Raw genomic sequence first — 24,132 nt, forward strand, 5'->3', positions numbered from 1 at the left:
ATGATTCTGCGGATATTCCCGGCTTCCTTACAGGAGAAAGACCTTGTGTTCCAATAACCATCATCATGACATGGTATTGTGCCCTCAATGTGATTTGCTGGTGGTATTGCCAGAATGGGTTCAGGGAACGAAGGCGATTTGTCCTCGTTGTAAAACAACGTTAGTCACATGGTGGAAGGAACCTAAACATCAACCAACGGGTTATGCAATCAGTGCATTATTTATGCTGTTGATTGCTTGCTTATTTCCGTTTGTTCGCATGAATGTGGCAGGAATTGGCAGCGAAATTACCTTATCTCAAATCCCACAGGTACTGTTCAACGAAGATTACGCCAGTATAGGAGCATTTTTTCTGCTCTGTGTTCAACTGGTGCCTGCATTTTGTATGGTAGCGGTTATCCTGTTGTGCCAGGGCGTTGTTATTTCTCAGAAGATGAGAGTTTGGCTGGCCCGGGTGCTATTTCAGATGAAAAACTGGTGTATGGTTGAAATCTTTCTGGCAGGGGTATTAGTCAGCTTCGTCAAATTAATGGCTTATGGTGATATTGGATTAGGTGTAAGTTTTCTGCCATATTGCCTGTTTTGTCTTCTCCAGGTGAGGGCATTTCAGTGCCTGGATCGCCACTGGTTATGGAACCAGATTGTGCCCGCGTCTAAAGTAGATATACCGTTACAGGCTGGGAAATCGGGTTTGGTGCAGGGCGTCCGGTTATGTCAGTGTTGTACGGCTATTTTACCGGTGGACCAGCTGGTGTGTTCACGCTGTCATACCCAGGGACATGCCCGTCGCCGTAACAGTTTGCAATGGACAATGGCGCTGCTGGTTACGGCTTTAATGCTTTATATTCCCGCTAATGTCATGCCAATGATGGTGACAGAATCGCTCGGCAATCAGAGTGATTCCACGATTATTGCTGGGGTGATATTACTGTGGAGTGTCGGTTCATATCCGGTAGCTTTAATCATTTTTATCGCCAGTATTATGGTGCCATCATTGAAAATGCTGGCGATTGGCTGGTTGTGTTGGGATGCCAAAGGCCACGGTAAACGGGATTCCGCACAGATGCATTTTATTTATGAAATTGTGGAATTTGTTGGCCGCTGGTCAATGATTGATGTATTTGTTATTGCAATATTGTCATCACTGGTGCGTATGGGGAAATTGATGAGTGTCTACCCTGCTATGGGGGCGGTTATTTTTGCTTTAGTTGTGATCTTAACTATGTTTGCGGCAATTACATTTGATCCTCGTTTAATTTGGGATAGAGCCAACGTTAAACATTCGTTATAAGGCAATAAAGGAGTGTCAAAGTGACGGATAAAGTTGAAGACCAGAGTCAGGCCAGAATCGATAAAATTAAAAGTTGGTCGCCAGTCTGGATTGTGCCGATTGTGACGGTGCTTATTGGTGCCTGGATATTATTTTACCATTTCAGCCACCAAGGGCCGGAAGTGACGTTGATTACTTCCAACGCAGAAGGAATTGAAGCAGGTAAAACTAAAATTAAGAGCCGCAGTGTGGATGTTGGCGTGGTTGAGAGGGTCATGCTGAGTGATAATCTTAGTCAGGTTATTATCAAGGCCCGGCTGCATGATGGTATGGAAACCCTATTACACAGTGATAGTGCCTTTTGGGTGGTGAAACCGCAGATTGGCCGTGATGGCATATCTGGTCTTGGTACTCTTCTGTCCGGGGCTTTTATTGAACTGCAACCGGGAGCACTGGGTGATGAAGAAGATGAATTTAATTTGTTGGATTCACCGCCATTGGCTTCACCTGACGCAAAAGGTATCCGTGTAATACTGAACAGTGATAAAGCCGGTCAGCTCAATCCGGGCGATCCAGTGCTGTTTCGGGGCTATCGGGTTGGCTCTGTTGAAATCAGCGAGTTTGAACCAAAATCCCACCTGATGCGATACCAATTGTTTATTAATGCACCTTATGATGGATTGCTGACAACTAACGTCCGTTTTTGGAAAGAAAGTGGTATCACGGTTGATCTGTCTTCCCAAGGGGTGCGTGTTGACATGGCTTCGCTATCAACTCTGTTTGGTGGTGGTGTGAGCTTTGATGTACCTAAAGGTTGGGAACTGGGGGGGCCGGTTAAAGAAAAGACCACTTACAAACTCTTCGATAATAAAAAAAGCATTCAGGATTCTTTATATACCGAACATAAAGATTATCTGTTGCTCTTCTCTGATTCCGTTCGTGGTTTACAACCGGGGGCGCCAGTGGAGTTTCGCGGGATTCGTCTGGGGACGGTGGCAAAGGTACCGTTCTATTCGGAAGGGATGATACAGCGTATGGATAACGATTTTCGTATTCCGGTACTTATCTCTATTGAACCAGGACGCTTTGAGAAAAAGTTGGGAAAAGGGTTTGATGTTGAGAAAGAGCTGAATAGCATAACTAGACGTGGCCTGCGGGCTTCTCTCAAATCAGGTAACTTGTTGACTGGCGCTCTGTTTATTGATTTGGATTTTTATCCGAATGAAAAAGGGTGGGCCGGACCGTATGAGATCGCAGGTTATCCGTTATTACCGACAATCAGTGGCGGTCTTGCTCAGATTCAGCATAAAGTCATTTCAGCGCTGGACAAAATTAATAATATGCCGGTTGAACCGATGTTTAATCAGGCTATCCGTACTCTGGAAGAGAGCCAGAAGGCGATCAGAAAAGCGCAAAAGACCCTTGATGAATTGAATAAAGTGCTGGCAAATCCTGAAACGAAAGAGCTGCCGAAAGATATACAGAAGACATTGCAGGAGTTTAACCGCAGTATGCAAGGTTTCCAGCCTGGCTCACCGGCTTATAACAAGATGCTGGATAATATGCAGAGACTGGATCAAGTATTGAGTGAGCTGCGTCCCGTGCTGAAGACACTGAATAATAAGAGTAATGCGTTAGTTTTTGAGGCTAAACCAATTGAAGATCCAGAACCGAAGAAGGCTAAAAAATGATGAGAATATCGGCGTTAATCTTAGTGATTCTTATTTCTGCTTGTAGTAGTCAGCCGGAAAAAACGTATTACCAATTGCCGGTAGTAGAAGTAACGCCACAAAAGAGTGCTGCTGTACAGCATGATCGTCAGTTATGGGTACAACGGGTTATGTTATCCGATTATCTGTCATCCTCCGGTGTGGTATATCAAAGCAGTGATGTCAGTTATATAAGTGCAGTGAATCATTTATGGGCCAGTCCACTGGAACAGCAATTACAACAAGTGCTGGTAGCTGAATTAACCGTGGCGTTGCCTCGACGTTTGGTTTCTGCCCAACCATTGGTTAATAAGCCGGATTCTTTGAATGTGACAGTTACCCGTTTTCATGGTCGTTATGATGGTAAGGTGATTCTGCAAGGTTACTGGACATTAACCCATCAGGGGAGCGTTGTTAAACAGCCTTTTAATCTGGAGCTAAAACAGGAAGAAGATGGTTACGATGATTTAGTGCGCACATTAGCAAAAGGATGGAGCCAATTAGCGCAGGCTATTGCCAATCAACTCATCTCCCAATCTTAACCTCTGTCATTCTCCGGGTGTTAAAGCCTTTTTCGCCCGGAGAAGATAAATAATTATTATTAGCAAGATAAAAATTTCTCTTTATTATTAGCCTGTTATCGATTCTTTTGTACGGATATAACAAATATTACATTAATATGAACTTCTTGACTTGATTTTCAAAACTTATAGGGGTATTTCTAAATTGTGGTTGGATAAATGACGACCACTGTTTTCTTTCTACTGATATAGCTTATGAGGTAAATAAGGCATGAAGAGACAGAAACGAGATCGTTTAGCGCGTGCGTTGTCGAAAGGGTATCAGGCTGGCATTTTAGGACGTCCAAGGGAGCATTGCCCCTATTGTTCACTAGATGCCCGTTCTCATTGGTTAGGAGGGTGGCGTCAGGCTATGGAAGACAGGGTAACAATGGCTTAGTCTGGCAAGCTAAGGCCACAAATTAAGTAATAGTGAGCAAAATCTCTACTTTTTATAAATGTATATTAACCTAAATTTGATCTGACAGTGACTGATTAATACAGATATCTGTCAGATTAAGTCTTGTTGATATTTTTTCTGCTTAGATTTCCCTTTGTGGTGATTAAAGTAAAAATGGTCATATCGCATAAAATAAGTTTATCCCGGCACTAATAATTCTATTTTAAGATATTGTACGATAAAGGTCTTGATGCACGGTGTGTAATAAATCGGTAAATATTAGTAATGTCAGGATTCCAATTTTTTCATGTTGTTGTGCTCCTTCGAGATTTTATTTGCGAATTCGATAAAATGTGAATCAATGGCCGCCAGGTGACATATCCTATTTAACCTGTTCAACATGGCTGATGTTACGGCCATTAAATAATCTACTTACTAATGTGAAGGATAAAGTAATTCAATAATTGCAGTAAGCTGGGTTTGATAAACATTTATGATGTAATTCAACCCAAAAGAGACGGCTATATTCCTCAATCCCAGCGATTGATATGGTTACAATTTCATGACTTGTATAGGCTGTTTGAAGCAATGATAATAACGTCGACCCACCATTAATAGTACATACCCACCTAAATCCTTGTGTGTGAGTAGGAGTCGCTATTTTTCCATAGCAATCTCCATTAGTGTTAGGTGCTTTTAGCATTTCGACGGTACCGTCAATCCTATCTAGTTTTTTTGCTATAGCAGTTGGTGTAAGAGTCAACGCTACGGTTATGAGCACTATCTTTCTGATGTTCATATCAATCACCCTTGGTTGTGTTTGTTAATAATAATCACTAATCATAAATTTTATTAATATTTTTACTTGTTATCAGTATGCTCTTGTGAGCTTATTTGATATGCCAAGTCAATTTGAGCATAGCACAATTTGCCAATTGCATACTAATCAGCCAAAGAGAATAAGTGCCCATGATGCAGATTGATCAGGTCTGGTTTTACGTCTAAATATGTGCAGGCAGGTCAAAATTTAGAGATTAACTTAATTTTTACGTTCTATTACCATTACTGGGTATCAAACCCCGGATTTTGAGGTGTCGCTGGAATGGTCTTTGCGGGAAGAATATGTTAGCAAAAACAGCCGTAAATCCTCGACAGGGCGGGGAGCGTCACTCCAGATATAGACACGGTGGGTGTTACTTGATAATAAAAAGGTGAAAAGCAATTAGCCAGTCACCTTTCTTTTTAATATTTCACTGATTAGTTTGTCAGAAAGTGCTGGTATCTTTAAACAGCCCCACTTTCAGATCTGTTGCAGTATAGATAATTTTGCCATCTACCAGTACTTCACCATCAGCCAGACCCATAATCAATTTACGGTTAATAACACGTTTGAAATTAATGCGGTAAGTGATTTTTTTCGCTGTTGGTAATACCTGACCAGTAAATTTAACTTCGCCAACACCAAGCGCGCGGCCTTTGCCTTCGCCACCTACCCAGCCAAGGAAGAATCCCACTAATTGCCACATTGCATCAAGGCCAAGACAGCCCGGCATTACCGGATCGTTAGTAAAATGGCAGCCGAAAAACCACAAATCAGGATTAATGTCCAGTTCAGCTTCTACATAGCCTTTACCGTGGGTGCCACCGTTTTCTGTCATCTCAATGATGCGGTCCATCATCAGCATATTGCCTGATGGTAATGGCGGCCCATTTTCTCCGAACAATTCACCTCGTCCAGATGCCATAAGATCTTCTTTTGTGTAGGATTTGCGTTTATCAACCATATTCTAAAATAGCCTTATATTTAATGTAGGGTAAATAATAGTGTACACTTGTACGCTGAACAACTCCGATCAGACATTCTGAATTAACCTAACCAGCGAAGAAACCACGGAAATTTAGACTGTTCCTGATTATTCGCTTGGGTTATACGTTCTTGTATCATAGCTAACAAGTGTTCTTCTTGTTGATCATAATAAGGGACACCTGTTAATAAAGGTAGTGCTTCAGAAACATGCTCTACTGACCATAAATGAAATTTTTGTTCTTTTACCGCGTCTACAACCGCTTGATTAAGACATAAATGGCGGATATTCGCTGTTGGCAGGATAACGCCTTGCTGGCCGGTGAGTCCTCTGCGGTGGCATATTTCAAAAAAACCTTCTATTTTTTCGTTAATACCACCAATGGGTTGAACATAACCAAATTGATCCACCGCACCTGTGACTGCCAGTTGTTGATCGATGGGTTGCTGGGAAAGCGCACTTACCAGTGCACATAATTCAGCAAGTGAAGCGCTATCGCCATCAACTTCACCATAGGACTGTTCAAATACAATAGAGGCAGAGAAAGGTTGTGGTTGATCCAGCTTTAGCTCGGAAATCAGAAAGGCTTGCATAATCATCATACCTTTCGCATGGATATTACCGCCTAACTCGACTTTACGTTCAACATCAATAAATTCCCCATCTCCCATATGAGCCACACAAGTAATACGGGATGGCTCGCCGACGGGATCTGGGTGGCCGGGATATTCCAGTACAGATAATCCGTTAATCTGACCGATGACCATGCCTTGGGTGCGGATAAGAATCTGACCTTGATGAATATCGTCTAAGCCACGTTTGGGCAGATAGTTGTGGCGCCAGCGACGATTTTCTTCTGCTTGTTTAATTGATAGCGCTGTAATCTGATTTTCTTGCTGATAGAGTGACGCAGCGGTCAGTTGCCGTTGCAGCCAGAGAATATCCAAAGGCAAGCTGTGTTGATCTTCGGCATAGCGAATTGCTTGTTGGATAAAATCAGGCCAGGCATTACCGCTCAATGGTGGCAATTGCCACTGTTGAATAAGCCCATTGATATAACTGCACCACAGACTTAAATCTTGCTCATTATGCAGTGGCATATCCAGCTCAAATTCACCATATAGCGCATTTTTCACTAATTCAGGCTCTGTAACCTGAAACTCTTCGAGGCTCAGACGATCCCCAACCAGAATCAGACGCAGATTTAATGGCATGGAGGGGATTGGTAATGGCAAAGGTTTATTATTATCCTGAGATAACCATTCAAAACGTTGCTGAATAATCATCTGTTTCAGGCGAACCCACATTAATGGCTGAGATAACAGGGTACGTAATGGCAGGATAAGTACACCGCCATTTACCTGATGGACCAGACCGGGTTGCAGGTGAATTTCTCCGTGGTGAGAATGGACGCAGCCAAATAATTGCTCTGCTTCTATCCATTCACGATAGGCTACTCGCAACTCAGGTGTGAAATGGCCCTCTGTTGAGGGTTGCCAGCTGATTTTTTGTTGTTCTATTTGATAATTGCCACCAATTTGGGGAATGTCTTTAGGGAGTAATGGATGGATAGATTCAGCCAATGCTGACAAATAAGTATCACATTCTTCGGCTTTCAACAGCATAAAAGGCTGGCGGGAATCCATCCGGCAGAAAAGCTGCAAGCCACTATGCAGCCGTAATTGAACGGCTTCCATACTGGCAGGCGTCTGTTGGGAAGCAGAATGAAAAAGCGCTTCATAGGGTGCGCAATTCGGCAGTAATGCCTGCCAGTCTAGTTTGTTATTGGTCAAAGTGATCGCTATATATTGTAAAGTAGGAAAGCGTCGATTATACAAGATTAAGATATAAACCAACATGCTTGAATGTTTGCTATTTTAGACGCTTTATGTAAGGCATTATTTTGAGTAAAAAATAGGCATTCATCAGTTTGGCTATAAGCAATTTACTTAAATAGTTGCTATGCTTATTTTTAAGTTACGCTGTCACCGGGAAAGTAAGATGAAATATCAACAACTGGAAAATCTGGAATGTGGCTGGAAATGGGCTTATCTGATGAGAAAACATCAGGAAGGTGAGCCAATTACTAAATATATAGAAAACAGCGCAGCTCATGCAGCGGTTGATAAGCTCATTAAACTTGAGAGTGAACCGGTAAGGGTACTTGAATGGATTGAGCAGCATATGAATCCTGATTTGTTCAACCGAATGAAACAAACTATCCGTGCCCGGCGTAAACGGCATTTTAATGCGGAGCATCAGCATACGCGCAAGAAATCTATCGATTTAGATTTTCCTGTATGGCATCGCTTATCTGCACTTTCTCAGAGACGGGGTAACACGCTGTCTGAAACTATCGTACAGTTAATTGAAGATGCTGAACGTAAAGAAAAATATGCCAACCAAATGTCCAGTTTGAAGCATGACTTGGAAGTTATTCTGGGTAAGAACGAGTAACCTCAGTTGTTGTGGGTTGGTATTACAATGAGATTTTTAGCAAAAACCGCCGTAAACCCTTGCCCAGTGCGGGCGGGGATATAAGGCGAAAAGTCCAAAGGGCTTTAAGGCGGGCTACTGCGACGTATCCTGACTGAATGGATATCTGCCGGTAAAACAGGCTAAAATGAATGCACTTTATCAATGAGCGCTGAATATGTTAAGAGCGACCAAAGTCCGCCTCTACCCCACACCCGAACAGGCCGAGTATCTTAATGGCCAGTTCGGTGCGGTCCGTTTTGCGTACAACAAGGCGCTGCACATTAAAAAGCAGGCTTACAAACGTCACGGCGTGAGTTTAAATCCGCGCAAAGACCTCAAACCGCTCCTGGCGGTCGCGAAGAAATCCCGCAAGTACGCCTGGCTCAAGGCATATGATGCTATCGCGTTACAGCAGGCGGTGCTCAATCTGCATACTGCGTTTGATAATTTCTTCAATCCGAAGTTGTGCGCCCAATTTCCCACGTTCAAACGCAAACAGGGCAAGCAATCCAGCTATCACTGTGTTGGGGTGAAAGTGCTGGAGGGTGCGGTGAAGCTCCCGAAATTGTCACCGATAAAGGCGTGTATACACCGAGAAATTGAAGGGGAAGTGAAGAGCATTACGCTGTCCCGAACCGCCACGGGAAAATATTTCGCCGCTATCCTGTGTGACGATGGAAAAGAGGCGCGGGAAAAGCCGGGCGTTATCACCCGCGTGACCGGTTGCGATATGGGTTTGTCCCACTATCTTATCGAGTCGAACGGGGAGAAGGTCAATAACCCGCGTCACCTAATCAACGCCACCCGTAACCTGCGTCGAAAGCAGAAATCGCTGTCCCGCAAACAAAAGGGCAGTGCTAACCGCGGGAAGGCCCGATTACGTTTGGCGGCAGTCCATGAGCGGGTAGCCAATGCCCGCGCCGATTTTCAACACAAACTCTCTCGGACAATGGTTGACGAAAACCAAGCGATAATTGTTGAGACGCTGAAATCGGCCAACATGATGAAGAATCACCACCTTGCCCGCGCTATCGGGGATGCGGGCTGGCATGGCTTCATCAAGAAACTGGAATACAAAGCCGCAGCGGCGGGCGTCCATCTGGTCAAACTGGATCAGTGGTTCGCGAGTTCGAAAACTTGTTATTGCTGCGGTCACAAAATGCCGGAAATGCCGCTGGATAAGCGGCTCTGGCAATGCCCTTTCTGTCGAGTCGAACATGATCGCGATATCAATGCGGCGCTCAACATCCAGCGCAAGGGCATAACAGCATTACAGGCGGCGGGACTCGTCGTTTCTGCCCACGGAGGCCAGTGTAAATCCGTCATAAAGACGGTTGCGGCCTGAGAAGTGGGAAGCCTCGCCGTTTTTTACGGCGGGGAGCAGTCACTGAGTTGAAATAAGATTTTAATAAACAGCTAAAAGAAAACCCCATCTGAAAATGGGGCTTTCTGCGCTTTTAATGACTAATGTAATCAATAAAGGCGATTAATGAGCAGCTTTTTGCGCTTGAGTAACAACTTCTTTAATGCCTTGGATTTCGATCTCTACACGACGATCTGGAGCCAGACAGTTGATTAGGTTCGGCTTTTTGATTTTGTCGCAAGTAGAACCGGTTACTGGATTTGTTTTACCACGGCCTTCTGCGCTGATGCTACCGGCAGGGATGCCTTTAGCTACCAGATAGTCAACTACGCTTTGAGCGCGTTTTTGAGACAATGGCTGGTTGTGTTCGTTTTTACCGATACGGTCAGTGTAGCCCAGAACCAACACTTTACCCTGAGTTGGGTCAATGTTTGCCAATTCAGCATACAGTTGATCCAGAGTATGCTTGCCTTCTGCTTTCAGCTCAGCGCTGGCGAAAGCGAACAGAACGTCAGAACGCAGAGTAAAACGTTTGTTCTCAACAACTGGCGCTGGAGTTGGCGTTGGAGCGACAACCGGAGCTGGGGCAACAACGGGAGCGGCTGCTTCATCTTGACCGAAGCGATAAGAAACACCTACGCTCAACAGGCCGTTATCAGGACGTGCGCCTACTGTGCCTGCGTCACCGATATTGTTAACCCATTGGTAATCCAGACGGGTAGCCCAATCTTTAGTCAGAGCATACTCAACACCAATAGCGGCCAGTGGGGAAACGCCTGTATCATGATTTTTCAGATGAGTGTTGGTGGCGCCGTAATTTGCTTTGGAATCTGCACGCCAAACCATACCACCCAGACGAGTATAGATGTCCAGATCATCCATAATTGGATAACTCAATTTAGTCGCCAGTTGGAAACCATGAGCTTTGAAGGCACCGGTGTTTACGTTACCTTTGTAAGGCATACGGCCTAACCAGTCATAACCTATTTCAAAACCAAGATACGGGTTGGCTTGGTAGCCTAAGAAGGCACCAGCACCCAGTTGGTTTTTGTGAGTAGGACCATTACCGATTTCATTGGTATAACCGTTGCCGTAGAAGTTTACGTCATGGTATTGGGACCAACCCAATTTACCACCGGTATACCAAGTGTTGTCTTTTGGAGCTGCTTGCGCTGCAGTTGTGAAAGCGGCCACTGCCACTGCTACCGCGATAGCTGTCTTTTTCATTTTAACGCCTCGTTATTATCATCATCCAATAGGCAATTGGCTTCGGGAGCCTTTTTACTTACTGCCTATCCCATTAGGTTATTTCATTTGCCATTCTTTAGTAATAATAGCGATCACTGAGCAGGGCCCAAATTCTTCATGTACTGTTACTGCATGTACGTTTTGAATTTTGTACGCTATCTGTGTTCACTATTTATCCATAAGAATGGCCTGCACTAAATTATATCTACTGAGATAGGCTATTAGCCATTATTGATTAAAAAACTCAGTTAGGAATACTGCACTTTCATCAAATCAAATGGACCAAACAATACATAAGGAACCAAGGGCAGTAACCTTTAGTGGTGTAAAGTCTACAACGAAGTTAAAAAGTTACAAGTGGCCCTTGATTAATAGAGCAAAAAATTTAAAAGATAATGTATGATTTTAAAAAAAACTTTACTATTCTTTACAACTAATCCCATCTTAATTAATTGATTTTAGTTGTGATTAGTGATTTTGAGCCTAAATTGGTTATTTTGTGTCATGAATATCGAGATAATTCCTAATTTTGGTCAATGATAGTAAATGGAATGAATTTTTAGTAAATTTGATTGCAATTCAGTGCCATTGGCTCCTTTATTTACATCTTGTGGGCGCATAATAAAGGCCAATGCATTACCTTTTTGTGCCGCAGACTGTAATCTTACCGTATCTCTTGCTAATAACGTTGGCAGCCAGCCAAGTACCACGCTGTAATTACCACTTGCTAACGCTCTTTCCATTGCGTCTACCGTTGTAATGGAGTTGATGCGATTTAATTGCACAATCTTATCTAAAGGTAATCCGGAGCGAATTAGCCATTGGCGGCTCAGTTTTTTATGAGGGCTAACCCATAGCAACCAGCGGGCTTCATTTCCTGACTGGCGTAACAAAGGTAGCAATATATGATTAATGACAGCTTGGTTATCACTATAAATCAATTCACTCACTATACCACCACGTCCGGCTGAATTATCTTGCGCAGGTGAAGAGAGTGATAGTCGCTTTTCTGTTAACTGATGTTTAGGAAGGTAAACCCAAGATGATTGAATGCCCATAATGAACCCCGCCACAAGTAACTGTATTAATATACAGTATCTTCATGTCAGGCTAAGATCAAGTCTATTTTTTCAAAGAGCTTCGCAAATATTTACGATAAATGGCTTGAAACTCATTTAACCATTGGCAGGGAAAATTGAATTGCGTATGTTTTCAATTGTTTGTTCCTGTTATTTATTTTTCTAATAGCTGGGACAAATCTATGGACAAAAGATTTATTTGCACAAAACTCATGGAGTGATCTGTATGTTGTTGTCTGAGGTGCGTTTTACTCAACTCAAAAATGGTTTTTTTTCATTTGGAAGATTGACAAGGAAGCCACAGTTCGGCGGTTACAGCCTGCTGGCTGACGGGATTATGTTTGCGATTATTGCTGATGGGGAACTATATTTACGGGGAAATGGCCATGCTGAAGTACTATTTAAAGCCAGAGGGATGAAAAATTATATTTACTCGAAAAAGGGAGTGCCGGTAACTTTGCGTTATTACCAGGTTGTTGAATCTCTTTGGCAAGATCAAGAGTTACTATCTCAATATGCATATTTAGCTTATCACTACTCACTAATTGAAATGACGGGTAAAAAGAAGATGCCGACACGTTTGAAAGATTTGCCTAATCTTGGAATGTCTCTTGAACGCCAGTTATGGAAGGTAGGAATATGTAAAGTTGAAGATTTACGGCTGTTAGGTGCGAAAGCCAGTTATTTAAAACTGCATCAATATAAAAGAAAATCTAATGTTAGTTTATTACTTGCTTTGGCTGGTGCAATTGAAGGATGCCATTCAGCCGTTTTACCGGTACAGATTCGTAATGACTTATTACGCTGGCATAAGGAGCTGGCTTGTTAGATCTTTATCGTGAATAGCTAAATAAAAGGGGCAGTCAACTGCCCCAGTATATCAATCTGGCTATAATTGATTAATTTGTTTAATAAGAATGACAATTTCAGGCAACAATCCTATTAATAAACCTGTTTGTTGCAATACCAGCTGTTCTTTACTGTCTCTTTTTGCTGGGGTTTGCTCAATTCTTTTCGCTATATTGACAGATATTTGCTCAATTCTATCATCATCTATTAATGCCGGTTTTAATATTGCATCGACATAACAAATCGCATCATTAAGAATATCCAGAATAACTTTGTTATCCAATTTATCCCGGTGTGCCCCCAGCGCGGAGATGTAACTCAGCATGGTGTGATTCAGGCACAGTAGCCGGAATGCTTCTTCTTGGGAAGTTTGATAACTTTTCGGCTCGGCAGACATGTTTGAAATAACTGATGCCAGCTCTGCGTCACTATTGTGAGCATCACGGCGGGCAACTCGGTAGTTCAGGCCATTATCTTTTCCCTGATAATATTGAACTAAAATGGCATCGAGGTAGCGGCAATTGGTGTCCATCGTCCGGCTTATCACTTGTGGTAACTGGCGAAATTTCCAGTCTGGCCAAATGAAATTTACTGCTAACCAGGCGATACCACAGCCAATTAATGTGTCAACAATCCTTGGTAATGCGACTTCAAAGCCTTCACCCAGCAAATTGAAGCATAGTAATACCAATAGTGTGATAAACAGGGTCGCGTGTGCATACTGAATATTACGGAAAGCGAAAAACAATACCCCAGAGATAACAATCAGTACCAATTGCCCCTCAATAGATGGCACAAAGTAGAGGATTGGCAAGCCGATTAATACTCCGGCAACGGTGCCTATTATTCTCAGTGCCAAACGGCGGCGGGTAGCGCTGTAGTTGGGTTGGCAAACGAACAGACTGGTGAGTAAAATCCAGTACCCGCGTTGTAGATCCAGCAATTGGATCATGGCGTAGCCACTGCACAACAGAACAGACATACGGATCGCATGGCGGAATAAAGCTGATTGTGGCGCCAGATGACGACTGATCCTTAGGCGGATATCGCGCCAGCCAGTTAAATGTTCATTAGATAGTTGGGTCTCATCTTTTCTTTCTTTGGAAAGATTGGACTGCCCAGAACTGATGCCTGATAATTGCGCATCAATCGCCCGCAGGTTTTTCAGCAGGTTATATAATGCAGTAATTTTGAGATTATGTTTCTGTTGTTCATTGAGTTGTTGCAGGGAACTTTCCAAATAGTTAAATGCACGTTCAATGCGCGGATTGTGTTGATATTGCTTGTGCCAAATTATTGACTGAGCAACTTGTTCACAAGCACGGGCTTGCATGGCGAGAAGACGTTGAAACCGGAACAGAACATCGCTATAGCGGAAAATACTCCGCAGGTTTTGGTATTGCACATGAGATGAACTTGCCCGTTCATGAATATCTTGTGCGATAAAGTAATAATGCAGAGTTTGGCGGGTTCCACGCTGGCCGCGATCGCCTTTCAGACGGGTTAGCAAGGAGGCTTTGGCTTGATTCAGTGTGTTCACTAAATCACCGTTTGCCATTGCCACATTAACGACAGATTGCTGGTATCCTTCTTCTATATCAGGATCAAACAAGTTAGCTTTGGCATCAAGATAAGCTGAAAGTTGCTGATAACAACGCGCTAGATTGTCCTGTAACGGGCGGATAGGGAACAGTAAATGGCCGGTGAGTGTGAGCAGGTTATACCAGATTGCCCCTGTCAGTAGTAATAGCGGTTGCTGATACCATAGTGGGAAAATAGACGCGCCCAGCATGGTATAAATCGCAATCAGCAACGCGCCAAACGCAATAGTTGCATAGTGCTGCCCAAGGGCGCCCAGTAAGATAAAGCTACAGGTGGATAATGCGAGCCCGATGGTAAAAAGCCAGGGATAAGGGAACAGTAATTCAATAGAGGCCGAAGCGACAAAGAAAGAAATCAGCGTGATCACCAGATTGCGTAAACGGCCAATCAGACGATCATCAAGATCAGCCAGTGCTGCGGCAACAACGCCCAAGGTTAATGGTATGGTTATTTTAGGTTCTTTATCCAGAAACCAAGGCACTAACGTTGTTCCAGCCAGGGCGATCAGGATGCGGACATAATAGAGAAGATGACTGTTATAAAGAAAACGGCGCGGACCGGGGGAAACAGTTAGCACAAAATACCTCTGAGGCAATGATAACGGTCATAAATAACCATTATGATAAAAGGTTTATTAGTGATAAAAAACCCTTATAAGACATAGTTCAACTATTTTTCAGGTATGGCGCTACGATAATGGAACTTAAAGCAACACGAATTGGCCAACGCCTTGCTCAACATCCTTATAACCGGGTGCGTCTGCTGAATGCGGGTATCGAAGTCAGTGGTGAGAAGCATCAATACCTTATTCCATTTAACCAGCTAATTGATATTCAGTGCAAACGGGGCATTGTCTGGGGTGAGCTGGAGTTTGAACTGCCCGGTGGACAAGCTATTCGCCTTCATGGCACTGAATGGCAGCAAACCCAGCGTTTTTACCATTATCTGCTTGATGAATGGCAGAAATGGAGCCAGGAAATGAGTGATGTCAGTGCTGATGTACTGGCGGCTCAGGTTAATGAAATCAATAAAATTGAGCAGCGGGATCACTGGTTTAAAAAAGCGGATTTATTTCAGTTACAGCAGCGGATTCAGGCAGCATTTCAGGCTTTACCGTTGCCATTACCGCGTCTGGAGCAATTTGATAATTGCCGGGACGGGTATCGAATTTGTTTGCGCTGGCTTGAGAATGGTGAAAAGTCTGTTGAAAAGATAAATCTGCAATGGACAGAACGTATGTTGGAACAACACCGTGACTTTTTTCAGCGGGTAGAAACATCTCCTTTAAATCTTTTTCAGAGCCTGGCGGTTGTTAATGGTGAAAGTTCAGTGCTGGTTCTTGCTGGTGCGGGTAGTGGAAAAACATCCGTGCTGGTGGCGAGAGCGGGGTGGCTATTGCTTCGTCAACAGGCGATTTCTGAACAGATATTACTGTTAGCGTTTGGTAATCAGGCAGCCGATGAAATGAACGAACGGATTCAGATTCGTCTTGGTGTGAAAGATATCAAAGCGAAAACGTTTCATGCATTGGCGCTGTATATCATTCAACAAGGAAGTAATAAAGCGCCTAAAATCAGCACACTAGAAACTGACGAGCAAAAAAGAAGAGATTTTCTGATTAAACACTGGCAGCAGCAATGTAGTGAGAAAAAAGCACAAGCTAAAGGGTGGCGGGAATGGCTGACCGAGGGACTGAAATGGCAAGTGCCGGAAGGTGAGTTTTGGCGTGATGAACAGCTTGCTAACCGTTTGTCAGGCAGGCTTGAGCGCTGGCTGAGTTTAATGCGTATGCACGGTGGCAGTCAGAAGGCGATGACAGAGCAGGCTCAGGAAGAGTATCTGGATCAGTTTCAAAAATGCATTCGCTTGATGGGGCCTTTACTAAAAGCGTGGAAATCTGAATTGAAAACAGAAGGTGCTGTTGATTACTCAGGGTTGATTCATCAGGCAGTGAATATTTTGGAGAAAGGACGGTTTATCAGCCCGTGGAAGCATATTTTGGTTGATGAATTTCAGGATATTTCACCATTAAGGGCTAAATTGCTCGCTGCATTGCGGGCGCAAAACAGCCAAAGTTGCTTGTTTGCCGTAGGGGACGACTGGCAGGCAATTTATCGTTTCAATGGTGCTGAGTTAATGTTGACTACTGCATTTGCTGATTATTTTGGCAAAGGTTCTGAATGTGTACTGGATACCTCTTATCGGTTTAATGATCGGATTGGTGAGGTAGCTAACACGTTTGTGCAGCAAAATCCGAATCAATTGAGGAAGCAACTAAACAGTTTGACTAAAGGTAACAAAAAGTCTGTTGTCATCCTGCCAGAAGATCAGCTTGAACCTTTGTTGAATAAAATGAGTGGCTATGTCACCGAGCAGGAAACAATTTTATTGCTGGCACGTTATCACCACTTGCAACCTGAACTATTGAGAAAAGCAACGACTCGCTGGCCTAAGCTTAAAATAGAGTTCATGACTATTCATGCTTCGAAAGGGCAACAAGCGGATTATGTGATTATTCTTGGATTGCATCAGGGGAAAGATAGTTTTCCTGCACTGGCAAGGGAATCGGTGATGGAGCTGGTTTTATTGCCACAACCGGAGGAATTTCCTGATGCGGAAGAACGCCGTCTTTTATATGTTGCATTAACCCGGGCGAAGAAGCAGGTCTGGTTGATGCGGGACAAGAAAAATCCATCTGTGTTTGTGCATCAACTAGAGCGGTTAAATGTACCTGTTCAGCGTAAGCCTTAAGGTATTGCTTTAGCTGAATAAACAAAGTGAAAATATTGGATTTTGTTAAGGAGTAATAAATGAGTGACCAGCAAATTGCGGACATATTGAGACGAGTGAGAACTATTGCGTTAGTAGGGGCTAGTGAGAAAATTGATCGTCCAAGTTATAAAGTTATGGCTTATTTATTGGAACAAGGCTATCAGGTTATTCCTGTCAACTTGAAACTTGCTGGGCAAACATTGCTTGGGCAACACGTTTATGGGCAATTAGCCGATATTCCCCAGCCTGTTGATATGGTAGATGTATTTCGCAACGCGGAAGCTGCATATAGAGTCGCTCAAGAAGCTATCGATATCAAAGCAAAAGTGCTCTGGTTGCAACTTGGTGTTATTAACGAACAAGCAAAAAGGTTGGCGGAGGAAGCGGGTCTGGAAATTGTTATGGATCACTGTCCGAAAATTGAAATCCCAAGATTAGGGCTGGAAAAGTAATATCTTTCAGTTTACTTCTGTTCTGTTGTTCATCAATAAGTGAAAGGAGCCTGGCGCTGATGTCTAAGTTGCACGAATTTAAGGAGCTAGATGGCAAAATGCGCTTGGGTTTCAAATATTGCCATAAGATACCCTGTTTCTACGGACCCCAATTTTGACCCTTTTTTATCGCTAATCAATAACGTTCTGATTTTAAAGTAAAATAAATTAGCCCTTATAAAAAGGGTTTTTTCACTTTTTATAACTATACTCTTTGATAGTCAGCAAGTTAGAGGTAATATGCAACAGTGCACTGCCGTACAGGCAGCTTAGAAACCTATTCTCTATTCTTTTTTTGAAAAAACACAGTGCACTGCCGTACAGGCAGCTTAGAAAACAACGATAGGCTTCCACTCGCCACCGTTCTGGTGCACTGCCGTACAGGCAGCTTAGAAATGGAGGTAGAGTACCTGATCTAAGGGGAGAATGTGCACTGCCGTACAGGCAGCTTAGAAAGCACGAAATGGAAATGATTCATGACAGATCGTGTGCACTGCCGTACAGGCAGCTTAGAAAATCACTTAAGATATCGGCGTCAAATTTAATGCGTGCACTGCCGTACAGGCAGCTTAGAAACAGTGATGACGCGGCTTTAGAGCGAAGTCAGGGTGCACTGCCGTACAGGCAGCTTAGAAAATCACTTTCTACTGCATTATTCTCGACAATATGTGCACTGCCGTACAGGCAGTTTAAAAATCCAGTAACTGCCTTTCGAGGAATATAATATGGGTTAATTGCGCAGTCGTGGAGCCAGTAACTGATTACGGATGGATTCTGCTAACTCATCCAGGGAAGGTTGTTCTGGATGGTCATCGGATGCTTCATAGGATAATTGCGCTTCGGCTAAATAAGTATGTACAGGCTGGCCGTCGTCATCTTCCATCACAACATGATACCAGGGAGCAGAACGCAAGGCTGCATTGGATGCAATGTCATCTTCTTGGGGTTGTTCCAGAGAATATTCCACATCAATATCTACGATAACGCCCAAATAACCCAGAAGCTTGTGACGTACTTGTTGGCCGAGACCGAATTTGCTGGCAATAATCATAGCCACCTCCAAAAAAACCTTGCATTGATACGAATATGAGGGCAGTAAGGTGAATTACAAGAGCATACCCGGTAGTTGAAGTCATTTTCTTGCTTTAATAATTGCGAGAGTGACTTCACTTAATTTCAGGTTAGCTGGAGTAAATATAAAACACAACCGAGAATGGCGTGCTTAACTATATATGTGAGCGATACCGCAGGGTGACTAGGTAGATAGGGGGTCATTATGATGAAATCTGGGTTAACCATTTATGTTTATGGTCGGGTCCAAGGGGTTGGATTTCGCTATCAAACTTTTCGTTGGGCGAAATCTAATAAGCTGACAGGTTACGTCTGTAATTTGCATGATGGTAGTGTCAAAATTGTCGCTTATGGTGAAAGTGAGCAACTGGATAAATTAACCCATTGGTTGGAACAGGGTGGGCCACCGGGGGCGCGGATCGATAGTTTTTCGTCTCAGTCCTGCGCAGTGGAGAATGTGGCAGACTTTAACGTCCGCCACTGAGCCAGATTGTTATCAGATACATTTTACTGGTTTTGGTAGCCCGGCAATTTTAGTTGCCTGCTTTGCTGGCCCTTTGGGAAACAGGCGATAAAGATAGCGGCTGTTGCCTTTTTCTTCGCCATACTTTTGTGCGATTGCCTTTACCAGCATACGGATAGCCGGGGATGTATTAAATTCTTCATAAAATCCCCGGACAAAACGAATGACTTCCCAATGTTGCTCACTTAAATCGATATTTTCTTGTTCAGCGAGTAATGAAGCCATTGCTTCCTGCCAATCACTGCTGTTTTTCAGATAACCTTGTGCATCGGTTTCGATCTCACGACCTTCGAATACCAACATAATCGTTTAACCATCAAAAAAAGATGATAGTAATTTAGCAAAAAACACTTTTATACCCAAGGATAGTCTGTATATATGCGGAGAAAATAAGCCAATAACAGTGAAAAAGAGTAAATTTACGGCAATCGAACAAGAGAGGGCTTTACATCTGTCTTAGTGCTGTTTATAGTGCACGCCATTGCGGAGGGGTGGCCGAGCGGCTTAAGGCAGCGGTCTTGAAAACCGCCGATGGGAAACCATCCGAGAGTTCGAATCTCTCCTCCTCCGCCACTTCTTTCTAACCTTATGTTTCTAAATAATTTTCCTAAGATTCGCACCTTATTGTTACACATGAGTGTACCACGTCGTTTGGAGAATTCATTCGTATGTGTACTCATCTTTATCATAAATGATGATGTTTTCGCAGTACCCTAATTTATACCCTTTTTTTGCATATAATCTTAATATATTGATTTTAAAGAAAAATAAAATGTCTCTCATAAAAAGGGTTTTATCACTTTCTAACCATTATGTTCTTTGATAATCAATAGATTAGAGTTAATATGTAACAGTGCACTGCCGTACAGGCAGCTTAGAAATGATGCTCCCGAACTTCCACAATCTCATGATAGTGCACTGCCGTACAGGCAGCTTAGAAACAACGCGAAATATATCGCTTACTCACCGATTTGTGCACTGCCGTACAGGCAGTTATAGGAAACTCGGAGCTATCCCTGTTTTTGCAAAGTGTTATGTAATAATTTAGCAAAGAATTGTAAATTTTTTTGATTTTCATTTGCGATATTTTACTTGTGTAAAATTTATGCATAATTTTTCCATAAATGAAATTAATTATTTAGGTAATTTTTAAATTATGGATAACAACTTCTCTCCGAGTGACCTAAAAACGATTTTGCATTCCAAGCGATCGAATATTTATTACCTGCAATATTGTCGGGTATTAGTGAATGGTGGCCGTGTTGAATATGTCACTGATGAGGGAAAGCAATCACTGTATTGGAATATCCCAATTGCAAATACCACCGTTATTATGTTGGGAACGGGGACTTCTATTACTCAGGCTGCAATGCGTGAATTCGCCAGAGCGGGTGTTCTGGTTGGTTTTTGTGGCGGCGGTGGAACACCGCTGTTCGCAGCTAATGATGTTGAAGTTGATGTGTCTTGGCTAACGCCACAAAGTGAATATCGCCCTACTGAGTATTTACAAGCTTGGGTGAGTTTCTGGTTTGATGATGAAAAACGATTAGCAGCAGCGATTGCTTTTCAGAAAGTTCGCATTGCACAAATCCGTGAACATTGGCTGAGTAGTCGAATGCTTCGGGATAGCTCTTTTATGCTTAATCGTGAGCGTTTATTGTCATTACTCACCCGTTATGAACAGAACCTTGAAAATTGCCGCAATAATCAGGATTTAATGACGCAAGAAGCTGTGATGACTAAGGCATTATACAAGCTGGCAGCGGAGGCAGTGAGTTATGGCGATTTTATCCGGGCAAAACGAGGTGGTGGTGTAGATTTAGCAAACCGTTTTCTTGATCATGGTAATTATCTGGCTTACGGATTAGCGGCTGTGGCGACTTGGGTAATTGGTTTACCGCACGGTCTGGCTGTGTTACATGGAAAAACCCGTCGTGGAGGTTTGGTCTTCGATGTTGCTGATCTGATTAAAGATGCGTTGGTATTGCCGCAAGCATTTATCGCTGCAATGGCTGGAGAAGATGAACAGGAGTTTCGCCAACGTTGCATCAGTGGATTTCAAAAATCTGATGCATTGGACACTATGATTGATGCACTGCAAACAACCGCCCAGCAATTGAGTCAAGTAGCACGATGAATATTCTTTTAGTATCCCAATGCAATAAACGAGCGTTAACGGAAACCCGCCGAATATTGGATCAATTTGCTGAACGAAAAGGTGATCGAACCTGGCAGACGGCTATTACATTGGAAGGTGTAAACACTTTACGTAAGTTATTGCGTAAAACAGCACGCCGTAATACCGCAGTTGCCTGTCATTGGATAAAGAGTGGAAACCAAACTGAATTGTTATGGATCGTGGGAAATTTACGGCGCTTTAACCAGCAAGGAATTGTACCTACCAATACGACACAACGTGATGTCTGGACATTCCTAAATGGTACACCTATCCGTAGTCAGACTTGGCGCCAGAAAGCACAGAAATTTGCGAACAGAGCGCTGCAATCAACATCATTATTGCAATATGGCGATTTGAACCAGCGTTTCACCAGCCATATGTCCCGATTAGTCTTAATGCTGGCCGATCATCATTATTCATCATTACCTGCAACCCTTGGTTGGCAAGATATTAACTATGGCGCATTTGCCAATACCGATAGAACCACCGGGAAGTGTAAACAACGGTTAGATGAGCACAATATTGGTGTTGGGCAGAATGCTTTGCTACTGGGGCGAAGCTTGCCACATCTTCGTAAAACGCTACCCGCGATTACCCGTCATAAAGGATTTAAGCAACGCAGCAAAGATGAAAAATACCGCTGGCAGGATCAGGCGTTCGATGCCGCATGTGCTTTACGCGAACGTTCAGCAGAACAGGGCTTTTTTGGCATTAACATGGCTTCCACGGGTTGCGGTAAAACCTTTGCTAATGCACGGATTATGTATGGGCTAGCTGATGAAAAACAGGGATGCCGTTTTTCTGTCGCTTTAGGATTACGGACGTTAACGCTGCAAACCGGTGATGCGTTACGTAAAAAACTGCATCTGGAAGAAGATGACTTGGCGGTACTTATTGGTTCGCAGGCAGTAAAAGCGTTACATCAGCTTCGTCATAAAGGGCTTGAGCTTGATACCGGCAGTGTATCCGCTGAAGCACTGTTTGCTGAACACCAGTATGTCAGTTATGACGGTAGCTTGGATGATGGTCGCCTAAGCCATTGGCTGAGTAAAGACAATAAACTGAATAAACTGCTCAGTGCCCCTGTGCTGGTGGCGACCATCGATCATTTAATTCCGGCTACTGAAGGTATTCGTGGCGGGAAGCAAATTGCACCTATGTTGAGATTACTCACTGCTGATCTGGTGTTGGATGAGCCGGATGATTTTGATATCAACGACTTACCGGCTTTATGCCGATTGGTGAACTGGGCAGGGTTGCTTGGTTCGCGGGTATTGCTTTCATCGGCCACATTGCCGCCAGCGTTAATTCAGGCATTGTTCAATGCTTATCGGGCTGGACGTCAGGATTACCAATTAGCATGTGGTCGGCCAGGCGTACCGGTGAATATCTGTTGTGCCTGGTTTGATGAATATAACGTGGTGCAACTGGATGTTACCAATGCGCAACAGTTTAAAGATCAGCATGATGCTTTTATCGTTAAGCGCGTTGGTTGTTTAGAAAAAAAGGTGCCATTACGTAAAGCTGAATTAGTGCCGATAACGGCTGAAAAGCATAAAGACGAGGTTGTGATCCAAGCCATGGCAAAGGTGATGCATCACTCCATGTTGAGACTACGTAAGGAACACCATCAAATCCACCCATCGGGCAAAACCGTTTCTATCGGTTTAATTCGTATGGCAAACATCGATCCACTCGTTGCCGTAACACAGCGGTTATTGCAGATACCGTCTTCTAAAAATGTACATATCCATTATTGTGTTTATCACAGTCAGCATCCACTGGCGATACGTTCCCATCTTGAACATCGGTTGGATTCCACATTAACGCGTTACAATGAAAAGGCGTTGTGGCAGGTGGCAGAAATCCGTAAGGCATTGGAGGAGATGCCGGAAAAGCATCATATTTTCGTCGTGGTAGCAACGTCTGTTGCAGAGGTTGGTAGGGATCACGATTACGATTGGAGCATTGCTGAACCGAGTTCAATGCGCTCGCTGATACAACTTGCCGGACGTATTCAACGCCATCGGCAAAAAGAGCCAAAGATACCCAATCTGCATATTCTGGCGAAAAACTATAAGGCACTTAAAGCGACTAATTTAGAACATCCGGTTTATTGTCGGCCAGGATTTGAGTCGAAAGATTACCTCCTTGCCAGTCATGATTTAGGCGAGTTATTAGAACATGACCAATATGAGCTAATCAGTGCATTACCAAGAATAAAGAAACGCGATAATGCTGGAGAGTGTTCACCTTTTAAAAATTTGGTTGATCTTGAGCATCGACGTTTGTGGGAAGAGCTTCAAGGTGATCCTAATGATGAATATCGTTATTGTGCTGCTTTCTGGTGGCGTGAACAGGCTTCATGGTGTGCGGAATTACAGCGTCATAAGCCGTTTCGTCAGTCTGAGCCCGATGAGTTGCATTATCTATGGCTTGAAGAAGAGGGTGAAAAAGCGAAGTTTATGGCTCTGGACAGCGGCCCGGCAGGAATAAAAGCAAATGGGGCTTTTGATTATATATCGGAATTATCGTTTGCGCCGGGTGTAAGTATCTGGATTGAACTTGATACTGAGACGATTTATCAGCATTTGGCTGATATTTATGAGATAGAGTTAAAGGATGTTAGTTTACGTTTTGGTGAGATCCGTCTTAGGGAAAAAGATGATGGGGAAGCATGGTGTTATCATCCGTTTTTAGGGGTGTTTAGCGAAATTGGCTGAACAATATGCG

General features: G+C 43.3%; 19 protein-coding genes, 1 tRNA gene and 1 CRISPR repeat array. Of the genes, 13 read left to right on the forward strand and 7 right to left on the reverse strand.

Annotated features, from left to right (window positions below):
- Positions 1-43 precede the first annotated feature (43 nt).
- The 4 genes from pqiA (at position 44) to rmf (ending at position 3,939) form a co-directional block, all read left to right on the forward strand.
- Positions 44-1,291, forward strand: coding sequence for a membrane integrity-associated transporter subunit PqiA (pqiA, locus tag LGZ99_RS07025; RefSeq protein WP_036840725.1), 1,248 nt, complete (start codon positions 44-46; stop codon positions 1,289-1,291).
- A 20-nt stretch (positions 1,292-1,311) separates the two neighbouring features.
- A complete protein-coding gene (pqiB, locus tag LGZ99_RS07030; RefSeq protein WP_021324915.1) occupies positions 1,312-2,961 on the forward strand; it encodes an intermembrane transport protein PqiB in 1,650 nt (549 codons plus the stop codon).
- Positions 2,958-3,521, forward strand: a complete 564-nt coding sequence (gene pqiC, locus LGZ99_RS07035; protein ID WP_023044627.1) for a membrane integrity-associated transporter subunit PqiC — start codon at positions 2,958-2,960, stop codon at positions 3,519-3,521. The genes pqiB and pqiC overlap by 4 nt, the downstream gene beginning before the upstream one ends.
- Before the next feature lie 250 nt (positions 3,522-3,771).
- Entirely contained in the window at positions 3,772-3,939 is a 168-nt protein-coding gene (gene rmf, locus LGZ99_RS07040) for a ribosome modulation factor (protein ID WP_021324913.1), read from the forward strand.
- 1,265 nt (positions 3,940-5,204) lie between these two features.
- Here rmf and fabA read toward each other — a convergent pair.
- Both fabA and LGZ99_RS07050 read right to left on the reverse strand, forming a co-directional pair.
- A complete protein-coding gene (fabA, locus tag LGZ99_RS07045) occupies positions 5,205-5,723 on the reverse strand; it encodes a bifunctional 3-hydroxydecanoyl-ACP dehydratase/trans-2-decenoyl-ACP isomerase (protein WP_021324911.1) in 519 nt (172 codons plus the stop codon).
- 83 nt (positions 5,724-5,806) lie between these two features.
- Entirely contained in the window at positions 5,807-7,537 is a 1,731-nt protein-coding gene (locus LGZ99_RS07050) for an AAA family ATPase (protein ID WP_036840734.1), read from the reverse strand.
- A gap of 208 nt (positions 7,538-7,745) precedes the next feature.
- Between LGZ99_RS07050 and matP the strand changes: the two genes are divergently transcribed.
- Together matP and LGZ99_RS07060 are read left to right on the forward strand one after the other, a co-directional pair.
- A complete protein-coding gene (matP, locus tag LGZ99_RS07055) occupies positions 7,746-8,201 on the forward strand; it encodes a macrodomain Ter protein MatP (RefSeq protein ID WP_023044629.1) in 456 nt (151 codons plus the stop codon).
- Between the two features lie 196 nt (positions 8,202-8,397).
- The gene (locus LGZ99_RS07060) at positions 8,398-9,567 is read left to right on the forward strand and encodes an RNA-guided endonuclease InsQ/TnpB family protein (protein ID WP_262978980.1); all 1,170 of its coding nucleotides are present in this window, start codon (positions 8,398-8,400) and stop codon (positions 9,565-9,567) included.
- 141 nt (positions 9,568-9,708) lie between these two features.
- Here the strand turns inward: LGZ99_RS07060 and ompA are convergent, their stop codons facing one another.
- Complete coding sequence (gene ompA / locus LGZ99_RS07065; protein WP_021326132.1) at positions 9,709-10,812, reverse strand: porin OmpA; 1,104 nt, start codon at positions 10,810-10,812, stop codon at positions 9,709-9,711.
- Positions 10,813-11,366: 554 nt separating this feature from the next.
- Positions 11,367-11,891 (reverse strand): SOS-induced cell division inhibitor SulA, encoded by a 525-nt coding sequence (sulA, locus tag LGZ99_RS07070; RefSeq protein ID WP_021326133.1) that lies wholly within the window; start codon positions 11,889-11,891, stop codon positions 11,367-11,369.
- A 247-nt stretch (positions 11,892-12,138) separates the two neighbouring features.
- On the opposite strand from sulA, the gene LGZ99_RS07075 reads away from it, so the two are divergent.
- Positions 12,139-12,741, forward strand: coding sequence for a TfoX/Sxy family DNA transformation protein (locus LGZ99_RS07075; RefSeq protein ID WP_023045547.1), 603 nt, complete (start codon positions 12,139-12,141; stop codon positions 12,739-12,741).
- 60 nt (positions 12,742-12,801) lie between these two features.
- Here LGZ99_RS07075 and yccS read toward each other — a convergent pair whose 3' ends face one another.
- Entirely contained in the window at positions 12,802-14,940 is a 2,139-nt protein-coding gene (yccS, locus tag LGZ99_RS07080) for a YccS family putative transporter (protein WP_262978981.1), read from the reverse strand.
- A gap of 119 nt (positions 14,941-15,059) precedes the next feature.
- Here yccS and helD point away from each other — a divergent pair, with 119 nt between their 5' ends.
- Positions 15,060-17,114 carry a DNA helicase IV gene (helD, locus tag LGZ99_RS07085; protein ID WP_036840425.1) on the forward strand — a complete coding sequence of 685 codons (2,055 nt, stop codon included), beginning with the start codon at positions 15,060-15,062 and terminating at the stop codon, positions 17,112-17,114.
- A gap of 59 nt (positions 17,115-17,173) precedes the next feature.
- A complete protein-coding gene (locus tag LGZ99_RS07090; RefSeq protein WP_021326137.1) occupies positions 17,174-17,587 on the forward strand; it encodes a CoA-binding protein in 414 nt (137 codons plus the stop codon).
- Positions 17,588-17,874: 287 nt separating this feature from the next.
- Positions 17,875-18,322: direct repeats of the CRISPR family, unit length 28 nt; unit sequence GTGCACTGCCGTACAGGCAGCTTAGAAA.
- Between the two features lie 34 nt (positions 18,323-18,356).
- On the opposite strand, the gene hspQ is transcribed toward LGZ99_RS07090, so the two are convergent.
- Entirely contained in the window at positions 18,357-18,677 is a 321-nt protein-coding gene (gene hspQ / locus LGZ99_RS07095; protein ID WP_021326539.1) for a heat shock protein HspQ, read from the reverse strand.
- 225 nt (positions 18,678-18,902) lie between these two features.
- Here hspQ and yccX point away from each other — a divergent pair, with 225 nt between their 5' ends.
- On the forward strand, positions 18,903-19,181 hold the full coding sequence (gene yccX / locus LGZ99_RS07100) for an acylphosphatase (protein ID WP_262978982.1): 279 nt from the start codon (positions 18,903-18,905) through the stop codon (positions 19,179-19,181).
- Between the two features lie 12 nt (positions 19,182-19,193).
- On the opposite strand, the gene tusE is transcribed toward yccX, so the two are convergent.
- Positions 19,194-19,523, reverse strand: a complete 330-nt coding sequence (tusE, locus tag LGZ99_RS07105) for a sulfurtransferase TusE (RefSeq protein WP_021326537.1) — start codon at positions 19,521-19,523, stop codon at positions 19,194-19,196.
- 182 nt (positions 19,524-19,705) lie between these two features.
- On the opposite strand from tusE, the gene LGZ99_RS07110 reads away from it, so the two are divergent.
- From LGZ99_RS07110 to cas3f, 3 genes are all read left to right on the forward strand, one after another.
- Positions 19,706-19,793: transfer RNA gene (locus tag LGZ99_RS07110), tRNA-Ser, on the forward strand.
- Between the two features lie 583 nt (positions 19,794-20,376).
- Positions 20,377-21,357, forward strand: coding sequence for a type I-F CRISPR-associated endonuclease Cas1f (gene cas1f / locus LGZ99_RS07115; protein WP_021326535.1), 981 nt, complete (start codon positions 20,377-20,379; stop codon positions 21,355-21,357).
- Positions 21,354-24,122, forward strand: coding sequence for a type I-F CRISPR-associated helicase Cas3f (gene cas3f / locus LGZ99_RS07120; protein ID WP_262978983.1), 2,769 nt, complete (start codon positions 21,354-21,356; stop codon positions 24,120-24,122). The genes cas1f and cas3f overlap by 4 nt, the downstream gene beginning before the upstream one ends.
- Positions 24,123-24,132: the final 10 nt, after the last annotated feature.

This window comes from Photorhabdus temperata (genome assembly GCF_025384845.1).
GTDB lineage: Bacteria > Pseudomonadota > Gammaproteobacteria > Enterobacterales > Enterobacteriaceae > Photorhabdus > Photorhabdus temperata.